Here is a 22,757-nt window from a genome sequence, read left to right on the forward strand (position 1 = left end):
ACGGTCGGCGCTACGCCCCCGCGTCGGCGAGGCGCTCCGCCAGCGCTTCGAGCGCGGGGCGCTGACCCTTCACGAGCCGCTGGGCCGCGGCATCCATCGCCACCCATTCCGCGCGATCCACCTCGGGGAAGCGGGCGGTCTTGCCCGACCGCGGGGGCCATTCCATCTCGAACTCGCCGAAGACGAAGTCGGATGCCGCAAACGCGCCGCCATCCGCGACGAACACCGTCACGCGTTTTCCCGACGAGTACGGATACGTGCCGAGTTCGGCATACGGCCCCTCCGGCGGGTCGACCCCCAGCTCCTCACGGAACTCGCGCGTCGCGGCATCCAGCGCCGATTCGGCGTCGGGGTCGTACTCACCCTTGGGGATCGACCACGCACCGGCCTCCTTGCTCGCCCAGAACGGACCGCCCATGTGGGCGATCAGCACTTCGGGCCCGGCGCCGGAGAGCCGGTAGAGCAGGAGGCCGGCGCTGTGGATGCTCATCAGGTCAGGCGAGTCTTCGGCGACACCTCGTAGGTGTCCGCGGGGTCCGTCTCGGCCACACCGGCGAGGGCGTCGTCGATCGCCGTCATCGTGTCGGCGTCGAGGGTGACGCCCGAGGCCTTGACGGAGTCCTCGAGCTGCTCGGGGCGCGATGCTCCCACCAGCGCAGCGGCGACGTTCGGGTTCTGCAGCACCCACGCGATCGCCAGCTGCGGCATGGTGAGGCCCGCCTGCTCGGCGACCGGCTTGAGCTTCTGCACGGCGGTCAGCACGTCGTCGTCGAGGAAGCGCTTGACGAAGCTCGCGCCGCTCTTCTCATCGGTCGCCCGCGAGCCCTGCGGCACCGGCTGACCCGGCAGGTACTTGCCGCTGAGCACACCCTGAGCCATCGGCGACCACACGATCTGCGAGATGCCCAGTTCCTGGGAGGTCGGCACGACCTTGCCCTCGATCACGCGCCACAGCGCGGAGTACTGCGGCTGGTTCGACACCAGCTGCACGCCCAGGTCCTGGGCCAGCGCGTGGCCCTCCCGCAACTGCTCGGCCGTCCACTCCGAGACGCCGATGTACAGCGCCTTGCCCTGCCGCACGATGTCGGCGAAGGCCTGCATCGTCTCTTCCAGCGGAGTCTCGTAGTCGTAGCGGTGGGCCTGGTAGAGGTCGACGTAGTCGACGCCCAGGCGTCGCAGCGAACCGTGGATGCCGTCGAAGATGTGCTTGCGGCTGAGCCCGTGGTCGTTGGGACCCTTGCGGCCGATCGGGAAGTAGACCTTCGTGAAGATCTCGAGGCTCTCGCGCGACTGCCCCTTCAGCGCTTCCCCGAGCACCACTTCGGCTGCGGTGTTGGCGTAGGTGTCGGCGGTGTCGAACGACGTGATCCCGAGATCGAGCGCCTTGTGCACCGTGGCGATGGCGGCGTCGTTCTCGACCTGCGACGCGTGGGTGACCCAGTTGCCGTAGGTGATTTCCGAGACCTTGAACCCACTGTTGCCGAGATAGCGATAGTTGACCATCAGAGAACGCTACCCCCCGACGAGGCAGGCCTGTGCGGGAGTAGACAGCCCGCAGCCGGCGGTGTACGTCAGACCTCGACGGGGACGTCCTCGGCGGCGCGCTCGTCGTCTTCGGTGGCCACCAGCTGCCCGCAGGCACCGTCGATCTCCTTGCCGCGGGTGTCGCGGAGGGTCGTCGGCACGCCGGCGTCGTTGAGCCGGCGCACGAACTCGTCCTGCACGTCCTTGTCGGACGAGGTCCAGATCGAGCCGGGGGTCGGGTTCAGCGGGATGGGGTTGACGTGCACCCAGCCACGGCCGCGCGCGTTGAGCTTCTCGGCGAGCAGGTCCGCGCGCCAGGCGTGGTCGTTCATGTCCTTGATGAGGGCGTACTCGATCGACACGCGGCGGCCGGTCTTGTCGAAGTAGTTGCGGGCGGCGTCGAGGGCCTCGTCGACCTTCCAGCGGGAGTTCACCGGGATGAGCTCGTCGCGCAGCAGATCGTCGGGGGCGTGCAGCGACAGCGCGAACGTGACCGGGATGTCCTCCTCGGCGAGCTTGCGGATCGCCGGCACGAGACCGACCGTCGAGACGGTGATGCCGCGGGCGCTCATTCCGATGCCGTGCTTCTTGTCGACCATTGTGCGCACGGCCTGCATGACGCGGTTGTAGTTGGCCAGGGGCTCACCCATGCCCATGAAGACGATGTTGGTGACGCGCTCACCCTCGTGGCCCACCTTGCGGGGATCACCCAGGCCGCCCTCGGCGATGAGGCGGTTCGCTCGTACGATCTGGTCGACGATCTCGGCGGCCGACATGTTGCGGGTCAGACCCGCCTGGCCGGTGGCGCAGAACGGGCAGTTCATGCCGCAGCCGGCCTGGCTCGACACGCACAGGGTGATGCGGCCGGGGTATCGCATGAGGACGGACTCGACCAAGGCGCCGTCGTGCAGCTTCCACAGGAACTTGATCGTGTCGCCCTTGTCCGTCTCGAGGCGACGCACCTCGGTCAGCAGCGGCGGCAGCATGCCGTGTACGAACTCCTCGCGGCCGGCGGCCGGAAGGTCCGTCATCTGTGCGGGGTCGGCGGTGAAGTGCGTGAAGTAGTGCTTCTCCAGCTGGGCGGCGCGGAAGCCCGGCATCCCGAGCTCCTTGACCTTCTCGACGCGCTGTTCGGGCGTGAGGTCGGCCAGGTGCACCGGCGGTTTGCCGCGCTTCGGGCTGGCGAACTGCAGCAGCGGCCTGCCTTCGGCGTCCTTCTGCTGCGACCATCCCTCGGTCGTCGGACGCACCTGCCGCGGTTTGGTGGCGCGCACGGGGGAAGAGTCGGTCATCCCTCCAGGGTACGCGTGCCATCTGGACGGATGCTCGATCCGCGGTTCGGCGGCGTTAGCGTGGAGGGGTGAGTGACGACGGAATCGAGATCCGCGACATCCGCCCCGAGGATGCCGGTGAGGTGCTGACCCTGCAACGGGCGGCATTCGTGCAGGAAGCGATCATCTACGGCGCCCCCGACATGCCCCCGCTGACCCAGACGCTCGACGAGTTGACCGCAGAGCTCGCGACCAACCTCGGCTGCGTCGCCCTGGCCGGTACGCGCATCGTCGGCGCGGTGCGCGCGCGGCGCGATGGTGACCTGCTGCTGATCGGCAGGCTCGCGATCGCCCCGGACCAGCAGGGCAGCGGCATCGGCACGAAGCTGCTCGCGGCGGTCGAGGAGCGCGGCCGACAGGTCGGCGCGACGACGGCGGAGTTGTTCACCGGGTCGCTCAGTGAGGCGAATCTGCGCCTGTACGAGCGCGAGGGCTACCGCGAGTCCGAGCGCGTACCGGGCGAGGGCTCCGAGCAGGTCTTCCTGCGCAAGCCGCTGGCCTGACCCCCACCCGGCTCAGCCCGCGGGGGCGCCCAGGTACAGCGGGTTGCCGTCGACATCGCGCACCTGCGCGACCCGCTCGTCCCACGGCATGTCCGCCGGCACCTCCACCGACGTACCGCCGGCAGCAAGCGCCGCCCGATACGCCGCGTCCACGTCGTCGACATAGAGCCAGAGCGCCACGCGATCGGATGCCACCACCTGCGGCTCCAGGCCGACAGCCAGCGCGCCGGCGCCGACCGCGAGCGAGACGTACACGTCCTCGAAGCGGTAGGTCACGGTGGCCCCGAACGCCCGCTCGTAGAACGTCACCAGCGATGCCAGGTCGGCGGTGCGCAGGATCGGAAACAGGCTCCTCACCGTCATGGCGACACGCTACGCCCGCGGGTCATCGCGGCACACTCGGGTGCCGCAAAATCCCCCCGTCTAGAATCTGGCCATGAGCACCGAACCGAAGCCGATCGCGGCGAAAGCCGTCGTCGCGCACAAGGTGCTCAACAACAACGTGGTCATCACGGTGGATGCCGCCGGCACCGAGCGGGTCCTCATGGGTCGCGGCCTGGGTTTCCAGGTGAAGCCCGAGGACATCATCGACCCGGCCAAGGTTGAGAAGACCTTCGTGCTCGACGGCGGAGCCGACGGAGAACGCGAGCGCCAGATCCTCTCCGACGTGCCGTATCCCGTGATCGAGGCGGTCACCCGCGCCGTCGACGAGGCGGAGCGGTCGCTCGGTCACCACCTCGGCCGGCACCTCACCGTGGCTGTGATCGACCACATCCAATTCGTGCTGGAGCGGCTGGCTCAGGGGATCCGCATCCCCACGACCTCCATGCCGGAGCTGCGGGTGCTGCATCCGCAGGAGTTCGCCGCCGCCACCCGCATGGCCGCTTCGATCAGCGCGGCGCTGGAGACCCGTCTCCCCGACGAGGAGGCCGTGTTCCTCACGATGCACCTGCTCAACGCGACCCGCGATGAGCCCAACGGCACCGCAGCGCTGCTGTTCCGCCGCGTGCAGCACGTCGTGGCGACGGTGGAGGCGGGGCTCGGCGTCGACCTGAACGTCGAGAGCCCTGACTACGCGCGGTTCATCCTGCACGTGCAGTTCCTGCTGCAGCGGCTGGTCTCCCGGTCGATGCTGCGGGGCAGCGACACGTCGTTCTTCGAGTTCGCCAAGCACAGCTATCCCCGCTCGTTCGCGATCGCGGAGCGGGTCAAGGGGTACGTCCGCGAGGCGACCGGGTCGGAGCTGACCGACGAGGAACTGCTGTACGTGATCGTGCACGTCGAGCGTCTCGCCCAGCACGTCTCGCCTGGACCCACCCAGACACCCGTGCTACCGTAAGCGACGCAGGGCGGTGACGCCCTGTGGACGTCTTCGGATTGTTACCGCGTCAGCGGGCAAAACCTGAGCTCACATCGCCGGAATCGGCGGTGAACGAGTTCAGGTTTTTTTGTTGCCCGGAAACACCCCGTCGACCTCCCCGAGTAATGGATGCCGCAGAGCTGCGGCAGAAGGAGAGCCGGTCCGATGGACTACTCAAAGACCGCTGCGGGCGTCCTCAAGGGCGTCGGCGGGGAGCAGAACGTGCAATCGGTGGTGCACTGCGCCACCCGGCTGCGCTTCGTCCTGAAGGACGAGGCCAAGGCCGACACCGCCGCGATCAAGGCCACGCCCGGCGTGATCACGACGGCTCAGGCCGGCGGTCAGTACCAGGTCGTCATCGGAAACGACGTGCCCGAGGTGTTCGCCGAGCTCGGCAAGATCTCGAAGCTCGGCGGCGGCGGGACACCCGCGCAGGATGCCCCGAGGGGGAACCTGCTCAACCGGTTCATCTCGATGATCTCGGCGATCTTCACCCCGCTGCTGTGGGCCCTCGCCGGCACCGGGCTGCTGAAGGCCTTCCTCGCCGCCGCCGTCACCTTCGGCTGGATCGACACCGCGACGTCGACCTACACCGTGCTCAACGCACTGTCGGACGCGTTCATCAACTTCCTGCCGCTCGCGCTGGCGTTCACGGCGGCCCGCTACTTCAAGGCATCCGAATTCACGTCTTTCGCGATCGCCGCGGCGCTGCTGTACCCCACGATCACGCCGCTGGTGGGTGCGGCGGACCTGACGTTCTTCGGCATCCCCTTCACGATGGTCAACTACGTCTCCAGCGTCATCCCGATCATCATCGTCGTGTGGCTGCAGAGCCACGCCGAGAAGTTCCTCTACGCCAAGCTCCCCAGCGCCGTGCGCCGGTTCGTCACTCCGATGATCATCGTGCTCGTCGCGGTGCCGCTCGTGTTCGTCGTCATCGGACCCATCTCCGCCATCCTCAGTGGCTGGATCGGCACCAGCATCGGCTGGGTCTTCGCGACCGTGCCGTGGCTCGGTGGCGCCCTCATGGGTGGCCTGTGGCAGGTGTTCGTGATCTTCGGCCTGCACTGGGGCCTCGTGCCGCTGTTCAGCCTCGAGTACCAGACGACCGGACAGATCCTGCTGACCGCGCCCGTCTTCGCGGCCGTTCTCGCACAGGCCGCAGCCGTCGCCGGCGTGTGGGTGCGCACCCGCAACAAGCGTCTGAAGTCCCTCGCAGCTCCCGCGACGCTGTCCGGCTTCCTCGCCGGCATCACCGAGCCGGCGATCTACGGCATCAACCTGCCCCTCAAGCGCCCGTTCGCGTTCGGCATCGTCGGCGGTGTCCTCGGCGGCGCGCTGATGTCCGCCGGTGGCGTCTTCTCCACGAGCTTCGTGGTCCCGTCGGGCCTGGCCCTGCCCGCGCTGTTCGGCAACGGCAGCATGGTGCTGCTCGCAATCGGCCTGGGAGTGGCGATCATCGTGCCGTTCCTGCTGACCGTGATCGTCGGTTTCAAGGACCCCGAAGAGGACGCCGTCATCCCCGCCGAGAGCACGGATGTCACCGTCCTGAGCCCCCTCGACGGCACCGCCGTGCCGCTGTCCCAGGTGCCCGACGCCGCGTTCGCCGAGGGCGGCCTCGGCCAGGGCGTCGCGGTCATCCCTCGCTCGGGCGCCGTGTACGCACCGTTCGACGCCGTCGTGGTCGCGGCCTTCCCGACCGGTCACGCGGTGGGCTTGCGCCACGATGACGGCGCGGAGCTGCTGATCCACATCGGCATCGACACCGTCAAGCTCGGCGGGCAGCACTTCTCGCTCAAGGTGACCAGCGGCCAGGAGGTCAAGGCGGGCGACCTGCTCGTGGAGTTCGACCTCGACGCGATCGCCGCCGCCGGTTACGACCTCACGACCCCGGTCGTGGTGACCAACGCCGATCTGTACCCGACGGTCGGCACGCCCGCGACCGGCCCGATCGCCCACGGCGACCCGCTGTTCTTCGCGATCGCGGAGCAGCCGGCACTGGCTGCCAAGTAACCCGCGCGGCATCCATTCCTCCCCGGCGGGGCGCCCTCGCGCGTCCCGCCGGGGAAACCATGAACCAGGAAGAGAACATGACCACCGCAACGACTTTCCCCGACAGCTTCCTCTGGGGCGGCGCGACCGCCGCCAACCAGGTCGAGGGCGCGTACAACGAGGGCGGCAAGGGCCTGTCCATTCAGGACGTCATGCCGCACGGCATCACGACGCCGCGCACCGAGGGTCCCACCGACGACAACCTCAAGCAGGTCGCGATCGACTTCTACCACCGCTACGCGGAAGACATCGCACTGTTCGCGAAGATGGGCTTCAAGACCTACCGCTTCTCGATCGCCTGGAGCCGCATCTTCCCCAAGGGCGACGAGACCGAGCCCAATGAAGAGGGCCTCGCGTTCTACGACCGCGTGCTGGACGAACTCGAAAAGCACGGCATCGAGCCGCTGGTCACCATCTCGCACTACGAGACCCCGCTGCACCTCGCGGAGACCTACGACGGCTGGGTGAACCGCGACCTGATCGGCTTCTACGAGCGCTACGTGCGGGTGCTGTTCACACGCTACGGCGCCCGGGTGAAGTACTGGCTCACCTTCAACGAGATCAACTCGGTCATCCACGCCCCGTTCATGTCCGGCGGCATCAACACCCCCAAGGAGCAGCTCTCCCCGAGCGACCTCTACCAGGCGGTGCACCACGAACTGGTCGCGAGCGCGCTGGCCACCCGAGTGGCACGCGAGCTCGCCCCCGACGCGCAGATCGGCTGCATGATCCTCGCGATGCCGACCTACCCGCTGACTCCGGATCCCGCCGACGTGTTCGCGGCGCTCACCACCGACCGCACCAACCTCGCCTTCGGCGACATCCACGTGCGCGGCGAGTACCCCGGCTACTACCTGCGGAGCCTGCGCGAGAAGGGCGTGGAGCTGTCGATCACCGACGAGGACCGTGCCCTCCTGAAGGAGAACACCGTCGACTTCGTGTCGTTCAGCTACTACGTGAGCATCTGCGAGACGGCGGACGAGTCGCGCCGCGTGATCGGTGAGGGCAACATCTTCGGTGGTGTGCACAACCCGACGCTCAAGGCATCCGAGTGGGGCTGGCAGATCGACCCCGTGGGGCTGCGCATCGCACTCAACCAGTTCTGGGACCGCTGGCAGAAGCCGCTGTTCATCGTCGAGAACGGTCTGGGCGCGAAGGACCAGCTGGTCGAGGTCGACGGGGTCACCACCGTCATCGACGACTACCGCATCGCGTACCTCAACGACCACCTGGTGCAGGTGGGCGAAGCGCTCGCCGACGGCGTCGACGTCATGGGCTACACCTCGTGGGGCTGCATCGACCTGGTGAGCGCATCGACCGCCCAGCTGAGCAAGCGCTACGGGTTCATCTACGTGGACCGCAACGACGACGGCACCGGCACGCTCGAGCGCTTCCCGAAGAAGTCGTTCGACTGGTACGCCGAGGTCATCCGCACCAACGGCGCCTCGCTGACCCGCTGACCCACTGACCCGCTGTCTCGAATCGTGTCCAGGGTGCCCATGAGGCATCCTGGACACGACCGTCTGGAGAATCACCACGTGACCGCCCCCCGCATTGCCTTCCTCGACGTCGACGGCACCATCCTCGATCACGGCAGGACCATCGCCGCGTCGACCGTCGAAGCCGTGCGCGCCGCCCGCGCCGCCGGCTGCCTCGTCTACCTCAGCACCGGCCGCTCCGCCGGTGACATCCACCCCGACGTCCGCGCCATCGGCTTCGACGGCGCCATCACCAACGGCGGCGCGTATGCCACCAGCGGGGAGGAGACCATCGTCGCCGACGCCATGCCGCGTGACGCCGTGGAACGCCTGATGGCGTACTTCGAGCGCCGCGGCATCCCGTATTTCCTGCAGACGGATGCCGCCGTCTATGCGTCCCCGGAGGTGCAGGCGGCCACGGCGGACCTGATGAACCGCTGGCTGGGCGTGCACGCCGAGGCCGACGAGCCGCAGACCGCCCCGCAGGGCGCACCGCGGTTCCGCGACCTGGCGGAGATCGACCTGGACCACGTGGCGAAGGCGGTGTTCCTCGGCGAGGCCACCGACACCGTCGCCCACGCGCAGGCCGAGCTGGGCGACCGCTTCCACGTCGTCCCCGGCAGCATGCCGCTGCCCGGCGGTTCCAACGGCGAGATCGGCATGCGCGGCACGACGAAGGGATCGGCGATCCTCAAGGTGCTCGACCACCTGGGGATCGACCCGAGCGCGTCGATCGGCATCGGCGACAGCTGGAACGATGTCGAGATGTTCGAGGTGTGCGGGGTGGGGATCGCGATGGGCAACGCCGAGCCCGAGCTGAAGGAACGCGCCGACGAGGTGACCACGAGCGTCCGCGAGGACGGCGTGTGGAACGCGTTCGTCCGGCACGGTCTCGTCGCCGGCTGACCCCGCGCGTTACGGCCGCTCCCTGCAGGCGAGCCGGGGACGGGGCCCGGGTCAGAGGAAGATGTCGGGGAACAGCTCGCTGTCGGGGGTGCCGGGCACGGCGGCGTACTTCGCGAAGTCGGTCACCCCGGCATCCGCCAGCACGTCTTCGACGATGAGGCTCTGCCCGGTCCGCTCCCCGGCGGGACGGATGAGCACCTCGTAGGCGGCATCCGCGTAGATCTCCGGCGTGCGGCTGACCCTCATCATCCGGTCCCCGCCGAGGGCGTACTGCACCGCCGCGGTCGCGATCGTCGTCGCCGGCCACAGCGTGTTGGCGGCAATCCCGGCGTCTGCGAACTCCGCCGCCAGCCCCAGCGTCACCATCGTCATGCCGTACTTGGCCAGCGTGTAGCCGGTGTGCGCGCCCAGCCACTTCGGGTCGAGGTTCAGCGGCGGCGACAGCGACAGGATGTGCGGGTTGCCGGCATCCTTCAGCACGGGCAGCGCCGTGCGGCTGAGCATGAACGTGCCGCGGACGTTGACGTCCTGCATCAGGTCGTACTTCTTCGCCGCGAGCTCCAGCGACCCCGACAGATCGATCACGCTGGCGTTGTTGACGACGATGTCGATGCCGCCGAACTCGCCGACGGTCTTCAGCACCGCCTCGGTGATGTCGTCGTCGTTGCGGACGTCCCCGACCATCGGCAAAGCCTGGCCGCCGGCCGCGCGGATCTGCTCGGCGGCGCTGTGCACGGTGCCTTCGAGCTTCGGGTGCGGCGTGTCGGTCTTGGCCAGCAGCGCGATGTTCGCGCCGTCGCGCGCGGCGCGCAGCGCGATCGCGAGCCCGATACCCCGGCTCCCGCCGGACATCAGGATGGTCTTTCCGGCGAGGCTCATACGGTCTCCTTGGCGGTCGAGGGAGTGTTTTTGCGGGATGCCGCGGCGAACGCGGCCACACGGGCCTTCGCCTCGGGGGTGTCGAGGGCCGCCCCGATCGAACGCGCCTCCTCGTCGAGCTGCTCGGCGAAGGTGCGCTGTGGCCGGGAGCGGATGAGGCGCTTGGCCTGCCCGTAGGCACCGTGGGCGCCCGCGAGCCAGAACCGCGCGACCTCCTCGGCGCGTGCCCGCACCGCGGTGGCGGTCGATTCGGCATCCTCGCCTGCGACCACCTCGGCCACCAGCCCCCACTCGCGAGCCTCGTCCGCCGTCAGCATCCGATCCTGCAGCACGAGCTGCAGCGCCCGGCGCTCGCCCACCGCCTGCGCGAGCTGGGCCGACACCGACAGATCCGGAGTCAGCCCGATGTTGGCGTAGAGGCTGCCGATGCGTGAGTCCGCGCCGACGATCGCGTAGTCGCTGGTGAGAAGGATGCCCAGGCCCCCGCCGGCGGTGGTGCCGTGGGCCGCGGCGACGACCGGCACGGCCGACTCCGTCAGCGCGCGGATGCCGGTGTTGATCACCTCGGCGAGGTCGCGGATGTCCTGACCCGACCCCATCGTCTGGGCCATCGCGCGGACATCGCCGCCGGCGCAGAACGCCCGGCCGGCGGCATCCAGCAGGATCGCCCCGACATCGTCGCGCGAGGTGGCCTCGACCGTGACGCGCTCCCACTCCCGAGCGAGCGCGGCGTCGAAGGCGTTGAGACTTGCGGGTCGGTTGAGCGTGATGCGGGCGAGCCCGTCGTGGACGCTGAACAGGATGGCGTCGCTCATGATTCTCCTTATTTCGCTGCCATGCGGATGGCGCCGTCGAGGCGGATGGTCTCGCCGTTGAGGTAGCCGTTGTCGACGATGTGCTGCACGAGCGCGGCGTATTCGTCGGCGCGGCCGAGCCGTGCCGGGTACGGCACCTGCTGGCCGAGGGAGTCCTGCGCGGCCTGCGGCAGTGTGGCGAGCATGGGCGTCTCCATGATCCCGGGCGCGATCGTGACGACGCGGATGCCGTGGCGCGCGAGTTCCCGCGCGATCGGCAGCGTCATCGCGTGCACGCCGCCCTTGCTGGCCGAGTAGGCGGGCTGGCCGATCTGCCCGTCGAACGCGGCGACGCTGGCGGTGCTGACGATGACGCCGCGGTCGCCGTCGGCGGTGGGCTCGGTGCGCACGATCGCCGCGGATGCCTGCGCGATCACGTTGTACGTGCCGATGAGATTGACCCGCACGATGCGCTCGAAGTGCGCCAGCGGGGTGGGCATGCCGTCGCGGTCGAGCACCTTCGCCGGCGGTGCGATGCCCGCGCAGTTGACCACGACGCGCAAGGGTCCGACGCTGGCGGCGGTCGCCACGGCGGCGGCGACCTCACTCGGGTCGGTGACGTCGGCGGGAGCGAACGTGCCGCCGAACTCCGCGGCGCGCTCGGCGCCCGCAGAGCCGGGCAGGTCGATGATCACCACGTGCGCTCCGGCGGTTGCCAGCCGCTGCGCGGTGGCGAGGCCGAGACCGCTCGCGCCCCCCGTGACGAGCGCGGATGCGCCGACGATGTCCATCTGGTTCTCCTTCGAACTGGTGCCGCCGAACTGGTGCTGCGTCTCACGCTGGGTGCGACTGCGTGCCATGGTAGGGCCTCGCGGTTACAGGCTACCGGGCGCGCGGTGCAGCGCGGTCGACTGCCAGGATGATGCGGTGTCCTTCCCTGTTGAGCCGATCACCGTGCCGACCCGGGTACGCGCCCTCGCCGGCCTCGCCGCCCTCACGCCGGTCTGGCTCAACAACGCGGGCGGGGTGACGTTCCGCACCGACGACGGGCGGTTCATCAAGCACGGACCGCTCAACGGCGAGACCTCGCTGGCCGCCGAAGCGGCACGGCTGCGCTGGGCGGGCGCCCTCACGCCGGTGCCGCGCGTACTCGACGCGGGTGAGGATGGCGCGGATGAATGGCTCGTGACAGCAGCCGTTCCGGGGCGGTCCGCCGTCGATCCGCGCTGGGTGGCGGAGCCGGCGACCGCGGTGCGTGCGATCGGCGAGGGGCTGCGGGCGATGCACGACACGCTGCCCGTGGCATCCTGCCCCTACGACTCTCGGTGCCCTCGTATCTCGGGCCGTCGGGGTGGCTCGGGATCGACCTGGCCGACCTCGACGACACCGAGCTCGGGGAGCTGATCGACGCCTCGTTCCGGGTGACCGCGCCCGCGCGGCTCGTGCGCGAGCTCGACGCGCGATAGCCCGCGACACCCACGGCGGCTCCTGCGCTTCGCGGTGCGGGCGCGGGCGGGTAGGGGTCAGGCGCCGAGGATCGGGTTGAAAGCGCCGACCGCGATCGACACCGCGAGCGCGATGGCCGAGATCGCCGCTCCCGTCAGCAGCAGGATGCCGTCGCCCGCGGTCAGGCGCGACTCGCGCGCCCACGTTCGCGCGACGGGAGCTCCGAACGCACGCGCTTCCATCGCGGTCGCCAGCGCCGACCCGCGCCGGATCGCCAGCACGAACAGGGCGAAGGCCGTCCCCAGCGCTCGGCGCACGCGCCCCGCGTCGGCCACGCCCCGCGCGCGGCGGGCGAGCGACAGTGCCCGCCAGTCGTCGGCGAGCAGGCCCAGCATCCGCATTCCGGCGAGCGCTCCGAGCACGAACCGGGCCGGCAGCTGCACGATCTGCGCGAGACCGTCGGCGAGGTCGGTCGGGTCCACTGTCACGAACAGCACCACTGCGGGCAGGCCGATCGCGAGCACGCGCAGGAACGTCGCCGCCGCCAGCAGCAGCGACCCCTCGCTGACGCGCACGAACAGCCACTCCAGGTACACCTCGCCGCTCGCGGCGCCGTAGAGCGCGATCGTGACAGCCGATGCCGGGGCCGCGATCCACAGCGGCAGCGTCCGCAGCCAGAACTGCTTCGCGCTCAGGCCCGCCGCCATGAGCAGCGGGATCTCCAGCAGCAGCGCCACGAGCGCCGACACCGGGTCGATCGTCGCGACCAGCGGCAGCGCGATCAGCAGTGCCGCGCCGAGTTTGGCCACGGCGTTGCGACGTGCGACCGGGCCCTTCCCGGCATCCGGGCTCACCGGCGCACCTCGAACCGGCGGGCGTGCAGCGCCGCGAGAACGGCCTCGTCGTGCGTGATCGCGACGATGGCGAGCGGGCCGCGTTCGTCGACGCCGTCGCGCAGGCCCGCGATGATCGCGACGAGCTCCGCCCAGGTCGCGGCATCCTGCCCGAACGTCGGCTCGTCCAGCACGATCACCCGCGGCCGGGTGGCGAGGGTCGCGGCGACCGTCAGGCGACGCTTCTCCCCGCCGGAGAGCGTGTAGGGGTTGGCGTCGGCCAGCCGCGCGAGCCGCAGCCGCTCGAGCAGCTCGTCCACGCGCGCCGCGATGTCCGTCTCGGGCAGCCCCAGCGCGCGCGGACCGACGGCCAGCTCCTCCCGCACGGTCCGGGCGAGAAGCTGGTGCTCGGGATCCTGGAACACCGTGCCGATGCGGGTCAGCAGACTCCGCGACGACCACGCGATCGGGTCGGTGCCGGCATCCGTTCGACGCCGGCGCGGGATTGCCCCCTCGGCAAGGGACGCGGATGCCACGACGCGCCCCGCCGCCGGCGGCAGGAGCCCGGCGAGCGTGAGCCCGAGCGTGGACTTGCCGGCGCCGTTCGGCCCGACGACGCCGAGCACCTCGCCGGCCCGCACGTCGACGTCGACGGGACCGGCGACCGGGGTGCCGGGGGTGCGGGCGACGACGAGGCCACGGGCGGACAGCAGCGCCTCGCCCGGCGCGACCGCCGGCGGCGGCGGCACGCGAGGCGGGATGCCGGGCACCCACACCCCGGCGGAAGCAAGCTGCCGCGCGAGGTCGCCGGGGGCGGTGTGGGTTCGCGGCTCGGCCGCGCGCGCGGCGCGCGTCCCCCTGCCCACCCCGAGCACCGCGCGGGGCGTCCCATCCGCGAGCACGCCGCCCCCTGGTGCCAGCGCGATCACGCGGTCCACCAGCGGCAGCCACACGTCCACCCGGTGCTCGATGACGATGAGAGTCGCCCCTGTGGCATCCAGCCCCCGGCCGACGGCGCCCTGCACCTCGATCACACCGTCGGGGTCGAGGTTGGCGGTCGGTTCGTCCAGCAGCACGACACCGGGGCGCATCGCGAGCACGCCGGCCAGGGCGAGCCGCTGCTTCTGCCCGCCCGACAGCGCCGACGTCGCACGGTCCAGCGGCAGCTCAAGCCCGACGGCGGCGAGCGCCGCCGTCACCCGCGGCCAGATCTCGTCGCGGGGTACGCCGAGGTTCTCGCACCCGAACGCGACGTCATCGCCGACGCGGGCGAGGATCGTCTGGCTGTCGGGATCCTGCAGCACGAGGCCGGCATGCCCGCGCGACGCCGCCGCCGGCTCGCCGCCGACGAGCAGTGCACCCTCCTGCTCCCCCTCGTCGGCGCCGCCCAGCACGCCGGCGATGCCCTGCAGCAGCGTCGACTTGCCCGAGCCCGACGCGCCCAGCAGCAGCACGCGCTGCCCCGGTTCGATGCGCAGCGAGACCTCGCGGGTAGCCCAGGCCTGTCGCGTCGCGTAGCGCCATCCCCACCCGCGGGCCTCGACGGCGGCGGGCGGGACGGCAGTGGATGCCGGCACCGCTACACGCGCCGTGAGACCTCGCGGCCCGCCGCGAACCTGTTCAGCGCCCCGGTCGCGGCGAGCCCCCGCGCGATGAACCATCCGCCGAGGCCCGCGATGAGCGCGCCGGAGAGGGTCGTGGAGACGATGTAGACGGTCGTGAACAGGGTGTCCGCCCCGGCATACCAGAGGATGCGGTCGTTGATACCGGCCGCCAGGCCCGCCCCGGCCCCGGCGAGGATCGCCACCGGCATCCGCCAGACGCCGTAGAGGAAGATCAGGAACACCAGTTCCGCGCCGACGCCCTGCACCAGTCCCGAGACGATCGTCAGCGGACCCCACTGATTGCCCACGAGTGCGGACAGCACCGCCGCGACCGTCTCGGTGTACAGCGCCGCGCCGGGCTTTCGGATGATGAGCCCGCCCAGCACCCCGGCGATGAGCCACGGACCGGCAAACACACCCTGGATGCCGGGCAGCAACGGTTTCAGCAGCGCGCTGGGACCTTCGTAGCCGACGTTCCACAGCAGGAACACGGCGGCGCAGGCGACGGCGATGACACTGGCGACGACGATGTCGACGACCCGCCAGCGCCAGCGCTCGGACAGCGGGACGCGCCGATCGGACGAGCCCTGCGAGGCTTCGTGGGCAGACGCGGATGCGTGCATTTCGTTCTCCTCCCTGCGCCGGCATGATCCGGATCAGGTTCGACGGTCGAAGCGTGGATCGCTTCCTCTCAGCCCGGCTCACCGGACTCCCGTGGTTGTCGCGTCGAGTATACCCACGGGCGGAGGGAGTACCTTTTCCTGGTGACCACCGAGGACGCGCCCCCGCTGACGCGCCGTTCGCGCCGTTCGCGCGCGCAGGCGCCCGCCGATGCGAGGACGGCTGCCGCAGCCGGAACGGATGCCGCGTCGGCCGATTCCGCGCCTGCCGATTCCGCGCCAGCCGATTCCGCGCCAGACACCGCGGCCGGCGACTCATCGACCCCTGGCGCCGCACCCGAAGCCCCGGCAGCGGAGCCTCCGGCATCCGACGCTGAGGCATCCGTCGCCGACGCACCTGCCGACCCGGCAGCCGTCCTCCTGCAACCGACAGCCCCGACCGCGCCGTCGCGGCACGTCGCACTGGGGTGGGTAGACGAGGACTCCCTCGCCACCGCCCCCACGGCGCTGAGCCTTAATGCCGCCGCCGCGCCCTACACGGTCGTGCACCCGGATCTGCTCGCGCGGCGCCCGCACCGGTCGCCGTTTCGCGCAGGCGTACTGGTGCCGCTGCTCAGCGTGCTCGCGGTGATCGCACTGTACGTCGCGACCACCCTGCTGTGGCCGTTGCACGCCCTGCCACCGCAGGTGACCCCAAGCACCGTGGTTCCCGTCGCCGCCCCCGCTGCCGCACCCGCGTGGCCCGCCGCCGGCGCCGCGGCCGTCAGCGTAGACGGCATCGACGCGAGCGCGGCCTCCAGCGTCGACCCGATCTCGATGGCCAGCCTCACGAAGGTCGTGACGGTGCTGATGGTGCTCGACGAGATGCCGCTGGCGCCGGGCGAGCAGGGTCCGGAGTTTCAGTTCACGGGGGCCGACCAGTCCGAGTATTGGGCCTACCGCGAGCGCGGCGAGTCGGCGCTGCCGGTTCCCGCCGGCGGCACGCTGACCCAGTACCAGCTGCTGCAGGGCATCCTCATCGCGTCAGCGAACAACTACGCCGACCGCCTCGCGTCGGTGCTGTGGCCGAGCGACGATGTGTTCGCCAACGCGGCGGCATCCTGGCTGTCCCAGCACGGCCTGTCGGGCATCACCGTGGTCGATCCGAGCGGCATCGACGATGACAACACCGCCGATCCGGCGGCGCTGCTCGCCCTCGCCGACAGGGCGCTGGCCGACCCCGTCGTCGCCGAGATCGTGCGGATGCCGACGGCGGAACTGCCCGGCGCGGGCCTCATCGAGAACACCAACGCGCTACTGGCGGATCCCGGTGTGGTCGGGGTCAAGACCGGGTCGCTGTGGGAGCACTACAACCTGATCGCGGCGAAGGACCTGCTCGTCGGGGACACGACCGTGCGGGTGTACGCCTCGGTGCTCGGGCAGCCCACCAGCCAGACGCGCACTGCCGCCGCCCGGGCGCTGTTGGCACAGCTGGAGGCGGAGCTGCAGCTGCGCCCGTCGGTCACAGCCGGCACGGTGGCGGGGGTCGTCACGACCGCCTGGGGCGAGCGGGTCGACATGCTGACGTCGGACGACGCATCGGTCGTGCTGTGGAACGGCGGCGCCGCGACGGTCACGTCGGACCTCACGGTGGGCGAGGACCGCGCGGCGGACACGACCGTCGGCACGCTGACGGTGACCGGACCGCTGGACGCGGAGACCGTCGAGGTGCACCTGGCCGCCGAGATCGAGGACCCGACGCCGTGGTGGCGCCTCACGCACCCGCTGGAACTGTTCGGCCTGGCTGGCTGAGCGCCAACATCCGCGCTAGAACGGCCAGATGAGCGGCACGTACAGCACCGCCACGGCGAGGAACACCAGCGCCAGCGGCAGGCCCAGCCGCCAATAGTCGCCGAAGCGGTAGCCGCCGGGCTGCATCACCATGAGGTTCACCGGGGTGGCGATCGGGGTGAGGAAGGCGGCCGCGCCCGCAACGGTCAGCGCCATCATGAACGGCTGGATGCTGAGATCCAGCGTCGCCGCGATCGACACCGCGATCGGCGCGACGATGAGCACCGTCGCGACGTTGGAGATGAACTGGCCGAGGAGGATCGTCACGACGCACAGCACCAGCAGCGCCAGGTGCGGCGAGGTCTCCCCGGTGAAGCCGAGCACCAGATCGGCGACGACGTCGGCGGCTCCGGTCGAGACGAATGCCGACGACAGCGGCACCATCCCGGCGATGAGGATGACGGTCGTCCAGGAGATCGCTCGGTAGACCTGCGGCATGGTGACGACCCGGGTGAGGATCAGCGCGCCCGTCGCGAGCAGCCCCGCCACCGCGGGCGGCACGATGCCGGTGGCCAGCAGTACGACCATCAGCCCCAGGACCACCAGCGCCCGACGGGCGCCGCGGCCCAGCGGCACGGTGCGCCGCAGCGCGTGCGGCGGCGTCACCGCGATGACGTCGGGTGAGTGGGTGTAGCGCTCCAGCGCCGCCCACGGACCCTGCACCAGCAGGGCGTCACCGGCCTGCAGCGTCAACTGCCCGACGCCGCCGGAGCCGCGCGAGGCGTTCTGCCCCTCGGCTCGGCCGTGACGGGCGGCGAGGATGACGAGGTCCTCTTCGCGCGTGGTCATCCCGGGCCAGACCCTCCGCCCGATGAGGCTCGACCGCGGGGCCACGAGCACCTCCGCCACGCCCTCCCGCACGCTGAACAGCGACTGGGTCGACAGGTCGACGTCGTAGCTCTCCCGCCAGCTGCGGGCGGCCTCGCTGGGGTCGGGCGCGGCGCCGAGACGGTCGGGGCTGCGCTCGGGCACCAGCCGGGGACCGAGGGTCGCCACCACCAGGAGCGTCAGCGCCACGAGCGGCACCCCCACGAGGGCGAACTCGAAGAACCCGAACTCCCGGCCCCCCGCGGTCAGTGCGAATTGCGACACGACCGGGTTCACCGGCGTCCCGGTGAGGGTCAGCAACGACCCGGCGCTGGCGGCGAAGGCCAGCGGGATGAGCATCTTCGACGGCACGATGCCCGCCCGCACCGCGACGACCACGACCACCGGCAGCAGCGCCGCAACGGCGCCGTTGATGCTGATGAACCCGGTGAGCACCGCCGCCATGCTCCCCACGATCACCAGCAGCCGGCGAGGATTGGACCCCGCCCGCGTGATCACCTGCTGGCCGACCCAGGCCGTGACGCCCGTGGCATCCAACGCCTCGCTCACCACGAACAGGGAAGCGATGAACAGCACGGTCGGGTCGCCGAACCCGGAGAGGGCCTCGGGAAGGGTCTGGATGCCGGTCACCCACAACCCCAGCGGCACCCCGATCGCCACGATCGCGATCGGGATCTTGCCGCTGATGAAGGCGACCACTGCGAGCCCCAGAATGACGAAAGTCGCGATCACGGGGTCCACCCATCAACGGTACCCCGGCCCTCGGCGCCCCGCCCGGGCGCCCCCGAACCGCTGAGACCGCATCTGACGGCCGAGACAGTGGTTGTTTCCCACGGTCTCGGCCACCAGTTGCGGTCTCACGGTCTGGAAAGGGGGCGGATGCCGCGGGTCAGACGAAGCGGACGGTGCGCTGCAGGCGGGCGCGCACGTCGAACAGCTCGTTGCCGCCGATGTCGCGCGCGCCGGTCATGCCGCGGCGCAGCACCGTCGCCAGCGTGCTGCGGGAGACCACCGCGACGGGGAGCCCGCGCACCTTGCCCAGTTCCTCGACCGGCTGGAACAGGTCGTCGTCGGGGAGCACCACGACCGCGCCGCTGAAGCGCACCCCGGCGGCGCGGGCGATCGTGCGCGCCCGCGCGACGAGGTCCGCGATCGGGGCACCTTCCACGCCGTCGCCGATCAGCTCGCCGCGGCGCACCCGCACCGGCCCGCCGAAGTCCTCCGACAGCACGGCATACAGCCCGCTCGGGCCGAGCACGATGTGGTCGAGCTTCGCGTCGGGCCGGTCGCCGCGCGCCGGCGCCGAGACGTCGTGCCACACGGTGTAGCCCATGCCGAGGTCGGCGACCACCCGGGCGGTGGCCTCTTCGGCGAGCGCGTCGGCCAGCAGCCGGCGCACCTCGTGCGGGGCGGTGCGCACCAGCGCCGGGTCATAGGGGTCCGGCAGGTCCACGCCGCGCCCCGCCCACTCCCGGATGAGGCTCAGGTAGCGCTCGCGGCGCCACCCGCCGGGGTGCCCGAACGAGCGGGCCCGGGGCCGGGTGTCGGGGCGGGCCGCTGGCGCCTTCCACCCTGAGTAGTCCGGCGCCGGGGTGTCGGCGAAGCCGTGCCCGCGGTCGTACGCGGCCCGCGCCTCGGGGGTGCCCACGAGCTCCCACGCCCGCTGCACCTGCACGAACACGGCGGCATCCCCGCCGGTGTCGGGGTGCGTCTGGCGCAACCGCAGCCGGTAGGCCTTGCGCAGTGCGTCCTCGTCGGCGGACGGGTCGACCGCGAGCACGTCGTACGCCGACGCGGACAGCGGACTGTCGAACACGAGTCTCTCCCCGGAACTGGAACCTTCAGGCTAGTCGCGCGTGCCTGGCACTAGCCCCACAGCGGCACGTCGGGGACGAACGCCAGGGCCGTTGCGGCGACGCCCGGGTCGAGGTCGGCGATGACCGGGGGATGCCACCGCGGTGAGCGGTCCTTGTCCACCAGCTGCGCACGGATCCCCTCCACCAGGTCCGGCTGGGTGTGAGCGAACCACATCACCAGGCCGTACTCCTGCGCCAGCGCGGCGCGCAGGTCGGGCAGCTCCCGCGCCCGGCGGACGGCGGCGAGGGTCACCGCGAGCGCCGTCGGCGAGAGCGTTTCGAGTTCGTCTGCGGTGTCGGATGCCGCCGGCTCCGGCCGCGCGCGCAGCCGCACCACGATGTCGGCGACGGACGCGGCGGCGAAGGCGTCGTCGACCCACTCCCGCGCGGCCTCGAGCCGGCTGGGCCCGGCCGTCTCGTCGAACAGCAGGGTCAGCTCGGTAGGGGTGTGCGGATCGGCGCGGGTCTGCAGCGCGTGGTGCAGCTGCGCGAGGTGCTCCGACGGCACCAGGTGGTCGGCGAACCCGGCGTAGATGGCATCGGCGGCATCCATCGTCGTCCCGGTCAGGCCGAGGTATTCGCCCAGCCGCCCCGGCGCCTGCGCGAGCAGCCAGGTGCCCCCGACGTCGGGGGTGAAGCCGATGCGGGTCTCGGGCATGGCCAGGCGGGAGCGCTCGGTCACGATCCGCACCGCGGCGTGACCTGCCAGCCCGATGCCGCCGCCCATCGTGATGCCGTCGGCCAGCACGACCACCGGCTTGGAGTACTCCGCGATCGCGGCGTTGAGGGCGTACTCGGCGCGGAAGAACCGGCCGGCTTCGGCCGGCTGCCCCGCCGCGATCTGGTCGTACAGCCCGCGCACGTCGCCGCCGGCACACAGCCCCCGCTCTCCCGCTCCGTCCAGCAGCACGATCGCGACGTCGGGATCGTCGCGCCACGCGTCCAGCGCCGCCGACAGGTCCTCGATCATGCCGAGGTCGAGGGCGTTGATGGCACGCGGTCGATCGAGCGTCAGCTGCCCGACACTGTCACGGCGCTCCACCCGGATGCGGGATTCGGGGCTGGTCTGGCTCACAGCATCACGTTATCTGCTCGCGTTCACCGCCCATCCCCGGCAGACTGGCCGAAAACGAGAGGATGTCGGCATGCCCGACGGACAGACGCTCGAGTTCTCCGGTCTCACAAAGCGTTTCGGCAGCCTGACCGCCGTCGATCGCTTCACCGCTCGGGTGGAGCCGGGACGGGTGACCGGATTCCTCGGCCCCAACGGTGCCGGCAAGACCACGACGATGCGCATGCTGCTGGGCCTCGTGCGCGCGACCGACGGCACCGCCACCGTCGGCGGAACGCCCTACGCGCAGCTGCGCCGCCCACTGCAGAGCGTGGGCGCAGCGCTGGAGGCGTCGAGCTTCCACCCCGGCCGTACCGCCGCGGCGCACCTGACCGCACTTGCGCAGGCATCCGACGTACCCAGATCCCGTGTCGACGAGACGCTCGAGCTGGTGGGGCTGACGGATGCCGCGGGGCGCAAGGTCGGCGGCTTCTCGATGGGCATGCGCCAACGGCTGGGGCTGGCCGCGGCCCTCCTGGGCGATCCCGGTGTGCTTGTGCTGGACGAACCCACCAACGGCCTCGACCCGGAGGGGATCCGCTGGATGCGCGACCTGCTTCGGGCACTCGCCCGCGAGGGGCGCACCGTCTTCGTCTCGTCGCATCTGCTGGCCGAGGTGCAGCAGACGGTCGACTCGCTGCTGGTGATCGCCCGCGGGCGCCTGGTGTTCCAAGGGACGATCGACGACTTGGTCGACCCCAGCGAATACGCCACCGTCGTCGACGCTCCCGACCGCGACGCGCTGACTGCGGCGCTGACTGCCGCGGGCGTGGGGACCGAGCCGCTGCGTGCGGGACTGCGGGTCGCGGTGGCAGATCCTGCCGAGATCGGGCAGATCGCGGCATCCGCCGGTGTCGCCCTGTCGCTGCTGCAGCGGCAGGGGCCGTCTCTGGAGCAGGTGTTCCTCGAGCTGGCCGACGGCACGCGCACCCATCCCAGCGCCTTCGAGGAAGGGGCGGTGCGATGAACCTCGTCGGCACGATCAAGTCCGAGATCACGAAACAGTTCTCCACGTCGGCGTGGTGGATCCTGGTGCTCCTGCTGGTGCTCTATGTCGGGTTGACCGCCGCCGCGCTGGGGTACTTCTTCGGCGCCTCCGCTACCGGAGCACTGTCGGACAACGCCCCACGGCTGCGCCCCGACACGCTTCCGCCCCTGCTGTACAGCCTTGCCACCGCGATGGGGTACGTCTTTCCGCTCCTCATCGGCACCCTCATGGTGACCACCGAGATCCGGCATCAGACCCTCACCCCGACGTTCCTGGCCACCCCGCGGCGCGGTCGCGTGCTCACGGCGAAGCTCGTCGTGGGCGTGGGTCTGGGTGTGCTCTACGGCGTTGTGGGCATCGTTTCGTCGGTGGCGCCGTCTGCGGCGATGCTGGCCATGCAGGGCGTGAACACGCAGCTGGGCGAGAGCGACATCTGGGCGATGCTCGCGCGGATGATCCTCGCATTCGTGCTGTGGGTGTTCATCGGCATCGCGGTGGGGGCACTCGTGCGCAACCAGATCCTCGCCGTGGTCGGCGTGCTCGTGTTCACACAGTTCATCGAGCCGATCGCCCGCACTCTGGTGACGTTCATCGAGGGGGCAGGCGAGGTCGTGCGGTTCCTCCCCGGCGCGGCATCCGATGCGCTCGTGGGTGCGAGCCTGTTCAACGCCGCGGCCTTCACCGGTGGTAGCGCAAGCGGGAACGACGCACTGGAGTGGTGGGCCGGCGGCCTGGTGCTGCTGGCGATCGCCGCGGGGCTCCTGGCGCTGGCCTACCTGTTCAGCTGGCGACGCGACGTGGCCTGAGGATCGCC

General features: G+C 70.9%; 22 protein-coding genes and 1 riboswitch. Of the genes, 9 read left to right on the forward strand and 13 right to left on the reverse strand.

Annotated features, from left to right (window positions below; all coding sequences use genetic code 11):
* Positions 1-10 precede the first annotated feature (10 nt).
* From QNO11_RS14745 to rlmN, 3 genes are all read right to left on the reverse strand, one after another.
* Positions 11-490 carry an NUDIX hydrolase gene (locus QNO11_RS14745; RefSeq protein WP_257507517.1) on the reverse strand — a complete coding sequence of 160 codons (480 nt, stop codon included), beginning with the start codon at positions 488-490 and terminating at the stop codon, positions 11-13.
* Complete coding sequence (locus tag QNO11_RS14750; protein WP_257507516.1) at positions 490-1,503, reverse strand: aldo/keto reductase family protein; 1,014 nt, start codon at positions 1,501-1,503, stop codon at positions 490-492. The genes QNO11_RS14745 and QNO11_RS14750 overlap by 1 nt, the downstream gene beginning before the upstream one ends.
* A 68-nt stretch (positions 1,504-1,571) precedes the next feature.
* Positions 1,572-2,816, reverse strand: coding sequence for a dual-specificity RNA methyltransferase RlmN (rlmN, locus tag QNO11_RS14755; protein ID WP_257507515.1), 1,245 nt, complete (start codon positions 2,814-2,816; stop codon positions 1,572-1,574).
* A gap of 68 nt (positions 2,817-2,884) precedes the next feature.
* Here rlmN and QNO11_RS14760 point away from each other — a divergent pair, with 68 nt between their 5' ends.
* Positions 2,885-3,358 carry a GNAT family N-acetyltransferase gene (locus tag QNO11_RS14760; protein WP_257507514.1) on the forward strand — a complete coding sequence of 158 codons (474 nt, stop codon included), beginning with the start codon at positions 2,885-2,887 and terminating at the stop codon, positions 3,356-3,358.
* 12 nt (positions 3,359-3,370) lie between these two features.
* Here the strand turns inward: QNO11_RS14760 and QNO11_RS14765 are convergent, their stop codons facing one another.
* Positions 3,371-3,721 (reverse strand): VOC family protein, encoded by a 351-nt coding sequence (locus tag QNO11_RS14765; RefSeq protein WP_257507513.1) that lies wholly within the window; start codon positions 3,719-3,721, stop codon positions 3,371-3,373.
* A gap of 73 nt (positions 3,722-3,794) precedes the next feature.
* On the opposite strand from QNO11_RS14765, the gene QNO11_RS14770 reads away from it, so the two are divergent.
* From QNO11_RS14770 to QNO11_RS14785, 4 genes are all read left to right on the forward strand, one after another.
* On the forward strand, positions 3,795-4,697 hold the full coding sequence (locus QNO11_RS14770; RefSeq protein ID WP_257507512.1) for a PRD domain-containing protein: 903 nt from the start codon (positions 3,795-3,797) through the stop codon (positions 4,695-4,697).
* Positions 4,698-4,883: 186 nt separating this feature from the next.
* Positions 4,884-6,731 carry a beta-glucoside-specific PTS transporter subunit IIABC gene (locus tag QNO11_RS14775; RefSeq protein WP_257507511.1) on the forward strand — a complete coding sequence of 616 codons (1,848 nt, stop codon included), beginning with the start codon at positions 4,884-4,886 and terminating at the stop codon, positions 6,729-6,731.
* Positions 6,732-6,790: 59 nt separating this feature from the next.
* Positions 6,791-8,230, forward strand: coding sequence for a glycoside hydrolase family 1 protein (locus QNO11_RS14780; RefSeq protein ID WP_374113777.1), 1,440 nt, complete (start codon positions 6,791-6,793; stop codon positions 8,228-8,230).
* Positions 8,231-8,308: 78 nt separating this feature from the next.
* On the forward strand, positions 8,309-9,154 hold the full coding sequence (locus tag QNO11_RS14785) for a Cof-type HAD-IIB family hydrolase (protein ID WP_257507509.1): 846 nt from the start codon (positions 8,309-8,311) through the stop codon (positions 9,152-9,154).
* A 51-nt stretch (positions 9,155-9,205) separates the two neighbouring features.
* Here QNO11_RS14785 and QNO11_RS14790 read toward each other — a convergent pair whose 3' ends face one another.
* The 3 genes from QNO11_RS14790 to QNO11_RS14800 are packed head-to-tail and all read right to left on the reverse strand — an operon-like array spanning position 9,206 to position 11,618.
* The gene (locus QNO11_RS14790; RefSeq protein ID WP_257507508.1) at positions 9,206-10,033 is read right to left on the reverse strand and encodes an SDR family oxidoreductase; all 828 of its coding nucleotides are present in this window, start codon (positions 10,031-10,033) and stop codon (positions 9,206-9,208) included.
* Positions 10,030-10,848 (reverse strand): enoyl-CoA hydratase/isomerase family protein, encoded by an 819-nt coding sequence (locus QNO11_RS14795; RefSeq protein WP_257507507.1) that lies wholly within the window; start codon positions 10,846-10,848, stop codon positions 10,030-10,032. The genes QNO11_RS14790 and QNO11_RS14795 overlap by 4 nt, the downstream gene beginning before the upstream one ends.
* An 8-nt stretch (positions 10,849-10,856) precedes the next feature.
* Entirely contained in the window at positions 10,857-11,618 is a 762-nt protein-coding gene (locus QNO11_RS14800) for an SDR family NAD(P)-dependent oxidoreductase (protein WP_257507728.1), read from the reverse strand.
* Positions 11,619-11,754: 136 nt separating this feature from the next.
* Between QNO11_RS14800 and QNO11_RS14805 the strand changes: the two genes are divergently transcribed.
* Positions 11,755-12,231 (forward strand): phosphotransferase, encoded by a 477-nt coding sequence (locus QNO11_RS14805; RefSeq protein ID WP_257507506.1) that lies wholly within the window; start codon positions 11,755-11,757, stop codon positions 12,229-12,231.
* A 119-nt stretch (positions 12,232-12,350) separates the two neighbouring features.
* Here the strand turns inward: QNO11_RS14805 and QNO11_RS14810 are convergent, their stop codons facing one another.
* The 3 genes from QNO11_RS14810 to QNO11_RS14820 all read right to left on the reverse strand — a co-directional run bounded on the left by QNO11_RS14810 (position 12,351) and on the right by QNO11_RS14820 (position 15,333).
* The gene (locus tag QNO11_RS14810) at positions 12,351-13,127 is read right to left on the reverse strand and encodes an energy-coupling factor transporter transmembrane component T family protein (protein ID WP_257507505.1); all 777 of its coding nucleotides are present in this window, start codon (positions 13,125-13,127) and stop codon (positions 12,351-12,353) included.
* Positions 13,124-14,683 (reverse strand): ABC transporter ATP-binding protein, encoded by a 1,560-nt coding sequence (locus QNO11_RS14815; RefSeq protein WP_257507504.1) that lies wholly within the window; start codon positions 14,681-14,683, stop codon positions 13,124-13,126. The genes QNO11_RS14810 and QNO11_RS14815 overlap by 4 nt, the downstream gene beginning before the upstream one ends.
* A 2-nt stretch (positions 14,684-14,685) precedes the next feature.
* Positions 14,686-15,333, reverse strand: coding sequence for an ECF transporter S component (locus tag QNO11_RS14820; protein WP_257507503.1), 648 nt, complete (start codon positions 15,331-15,333; stop codon positions 14,686-14,688).
* Positions 15,327-15,436, reverse strand: a riboswitch (TPP riboswitch). Its footprint overlaps the gene before it by 7 nt.
* Before the next feature lie 38 nt (positions 15,437-15,474).
* Between QNO11_RS14820 and QNO11_RS14825 the strand changes: the two genes are divergently transcribed.
* The gene (locus QNO11_RS14825; RefSeq protein WP_257507502.1) at positions 15,475-17,121 is read left to right on the forward strand and encodes a D-alanyl-D-alanine carboxypeptidase family protein; all 1,647 of its coding nucleotides are present in this window, start codon (positions 15,475-15,477) and stop codon (positions 17,119-17,121) included.
* Positions 17,122-17,136: 15 nt separating this feature from the next.
* Here QNO11_RS14825 and QNO11_RS14830 read toward each other — a convergent pair whose 3' ends face one another.
* From QNO11_RS14830 to QNO11_RS14840, 3 genes are all read right to left on the reverse strand, one after another.
* Positions 17,137-18,729 (reverse strand): SLC13 family permease, encoded by a 1,593-nt coding sequence (locus QNO11_RS14830; RefSeq protein ID WP_257507501.1) that lies wholly within the window; start codon positions 18,727-18,729, stop codon positions 17,137-17,139.
* A gap of 148 nt (positions 18,730-18,877) precedes the next feature.
* A complete protein-coding gene (locus QNO11_RS14835) occupies positions 18,878-19,804 on the reverse strand; it encodes a J domain-containing protein (protein ID WP_257507500.1) in 927 nt (308 codons plus the stop codon).
* Positions 19,805-19,854: 50 nt separating this feature from the next.
* Complete coding sequence (locus QNO11_RS14840) at positions 19,855-20,919, reverse strand: enoyl-CoA hydratase/isomerase family protein (RefSeq protein ID WP_257507499.1); 1,065 nt, start codon at positions 20,917-20,919, stop codon at positions 19,855-19,857.
* Positions 20,920-20,989: 70 nt separating this feature from the next.
* Here QNO11_RS14840 and QNO11_RS14845 point away from each other — a divergent pair, with 70 nt between their 5' ends.
* Together QNO11_RS14845 and QNO11_RS14850 are read left to right on the forward strand one after the other, a co-directional pair.
* The gene (locus tag QNO11_RS14845) at positions 20,990-21,922 is read left to right on the forward strand and encodes an ABC transporter ATP-binding protein (RefSeq protein WP_257507498.1); all 933 of its coding nucleotides are present in this window, start codon (positions 20,990-20,992) and stop codon (positions 21,920-21,922) included.
* Positions 21,919-22,749, forward strand: a complete 831-nt coding sequence (locus QNO11_RS14850) for an ABC transporter permease (RefSeq protein WP_257507497.1) — start codon at positions 21,919-21,921, stop codon at positions 22,747-22,749. The genes QNO11_RS14845 and QNO11_RS14850 overlap by 4 nt, the downstream gene beginning before the upstream one ends.
* Positions 22,750-22,757: the final 8 nt, after the last annotated feature.

The sequence above is a fragment of the Microbacterium sp. zg-B96 genome, from assembly GCF_030246865.1.
GTDB lineage: Bacteria > Actinomycetota > Actinomycetes > Actinomycetales > Microbacteriaceae > Microbacterium.

Bases quoted from the DNA above. Each gene is read 5' to 3' on its own strand.
- QNO11_RS14745 (WP_257507517.1), bottom strand. From the start codon at position 490: ATGAGCATCCACAGCGCCGGCCTCCTGCTCTACCGGCTCTCCGGCGCC.
- QNO11_RS14750 (WP_257507516.1), bottom strand. From the start codon at position 1,503: ATGGTCAACTATCGCTATCTCGGCAACAGTGGGTTCAAGGTCTCGGAA.
- rlmN (WP_257507515.1), bottom strand. From the start codon at position 2,816: ATGACCGACTCTTCCCCCGTGCGCGCCACCAAACCGCGGCAGGTGCGT.
- QNO11_RS14765 (WP_257507513.1), bottom strand. From the start codon at position 3,721: ATGACGGTGAGGAGCCTGTTTCCGATCCTGCGCACCGCCGACCTGGCA.
- QNO11_RS14770 (WP_257507512.1), top strand. From the start codon at position 3,795: ATGAGCACCGAACCGAAGCCGATCGCGGCGAAAGCCGTCGTCGCGCAC.
- QNO11_RS14775 (WP_257507511.1), top strand. From the start codon at position 4,884: ATGGACTACTCAAAGACCGCTGCGGGCGTCCTCAAGGGCGTCGGCGGG.
- QNO11_RS14780 (WP_374113777.1), top strand. From the start codon at position 6,791: ATGAACCAGGAAGAGAACATGACCACCGCAACGACTTTCCCCGACAGC.
- QNO11_RS14790 (WP_257507508.1), bottom strand. From the start codon at position 10,033: ATGAGCCTCGCCGGAAAGACCATCCTGATGTCCGGCGGGAGCCGGGGT.
- QNO11_RS14795 (WP_257507507.1), bottom strand. From the start codon at position 10,848: ATGAGCGACGCCATCCTGTTCAGCGTCCACGACGGGCTCGCCCGCATC.
- QNO11_RS14800 (WP_257507728.1), bottom strand. From the start codon at position 11,618: ATGGACATCGTCGGCGCATCCGCGCTCGTCACGGGGGGCGCGAGCGGT.
- QNO11_RS14820 (WP_257507503.1), bottom strand. From the start codon at position 15,333: ATGCACGCATCCGCGTCTGCCCACGAAGCCTCGCAGGGCTCGTCCGAT.
- QNO11_RS14845 (WP_257507498.1), top strand. From the start codon at position 20,990: ATGCCCGACGGACAGACGCTCGAGTTCTCCGGTCTCACAAAGCGTTTC.
- QNO11_RS14850 (WP_257507497.1), top strand. From the start codon at position 21,919: ATGAACCTCGTCGGCACGATCAAGTCCGAGATCACGAAACAGTTCTCC.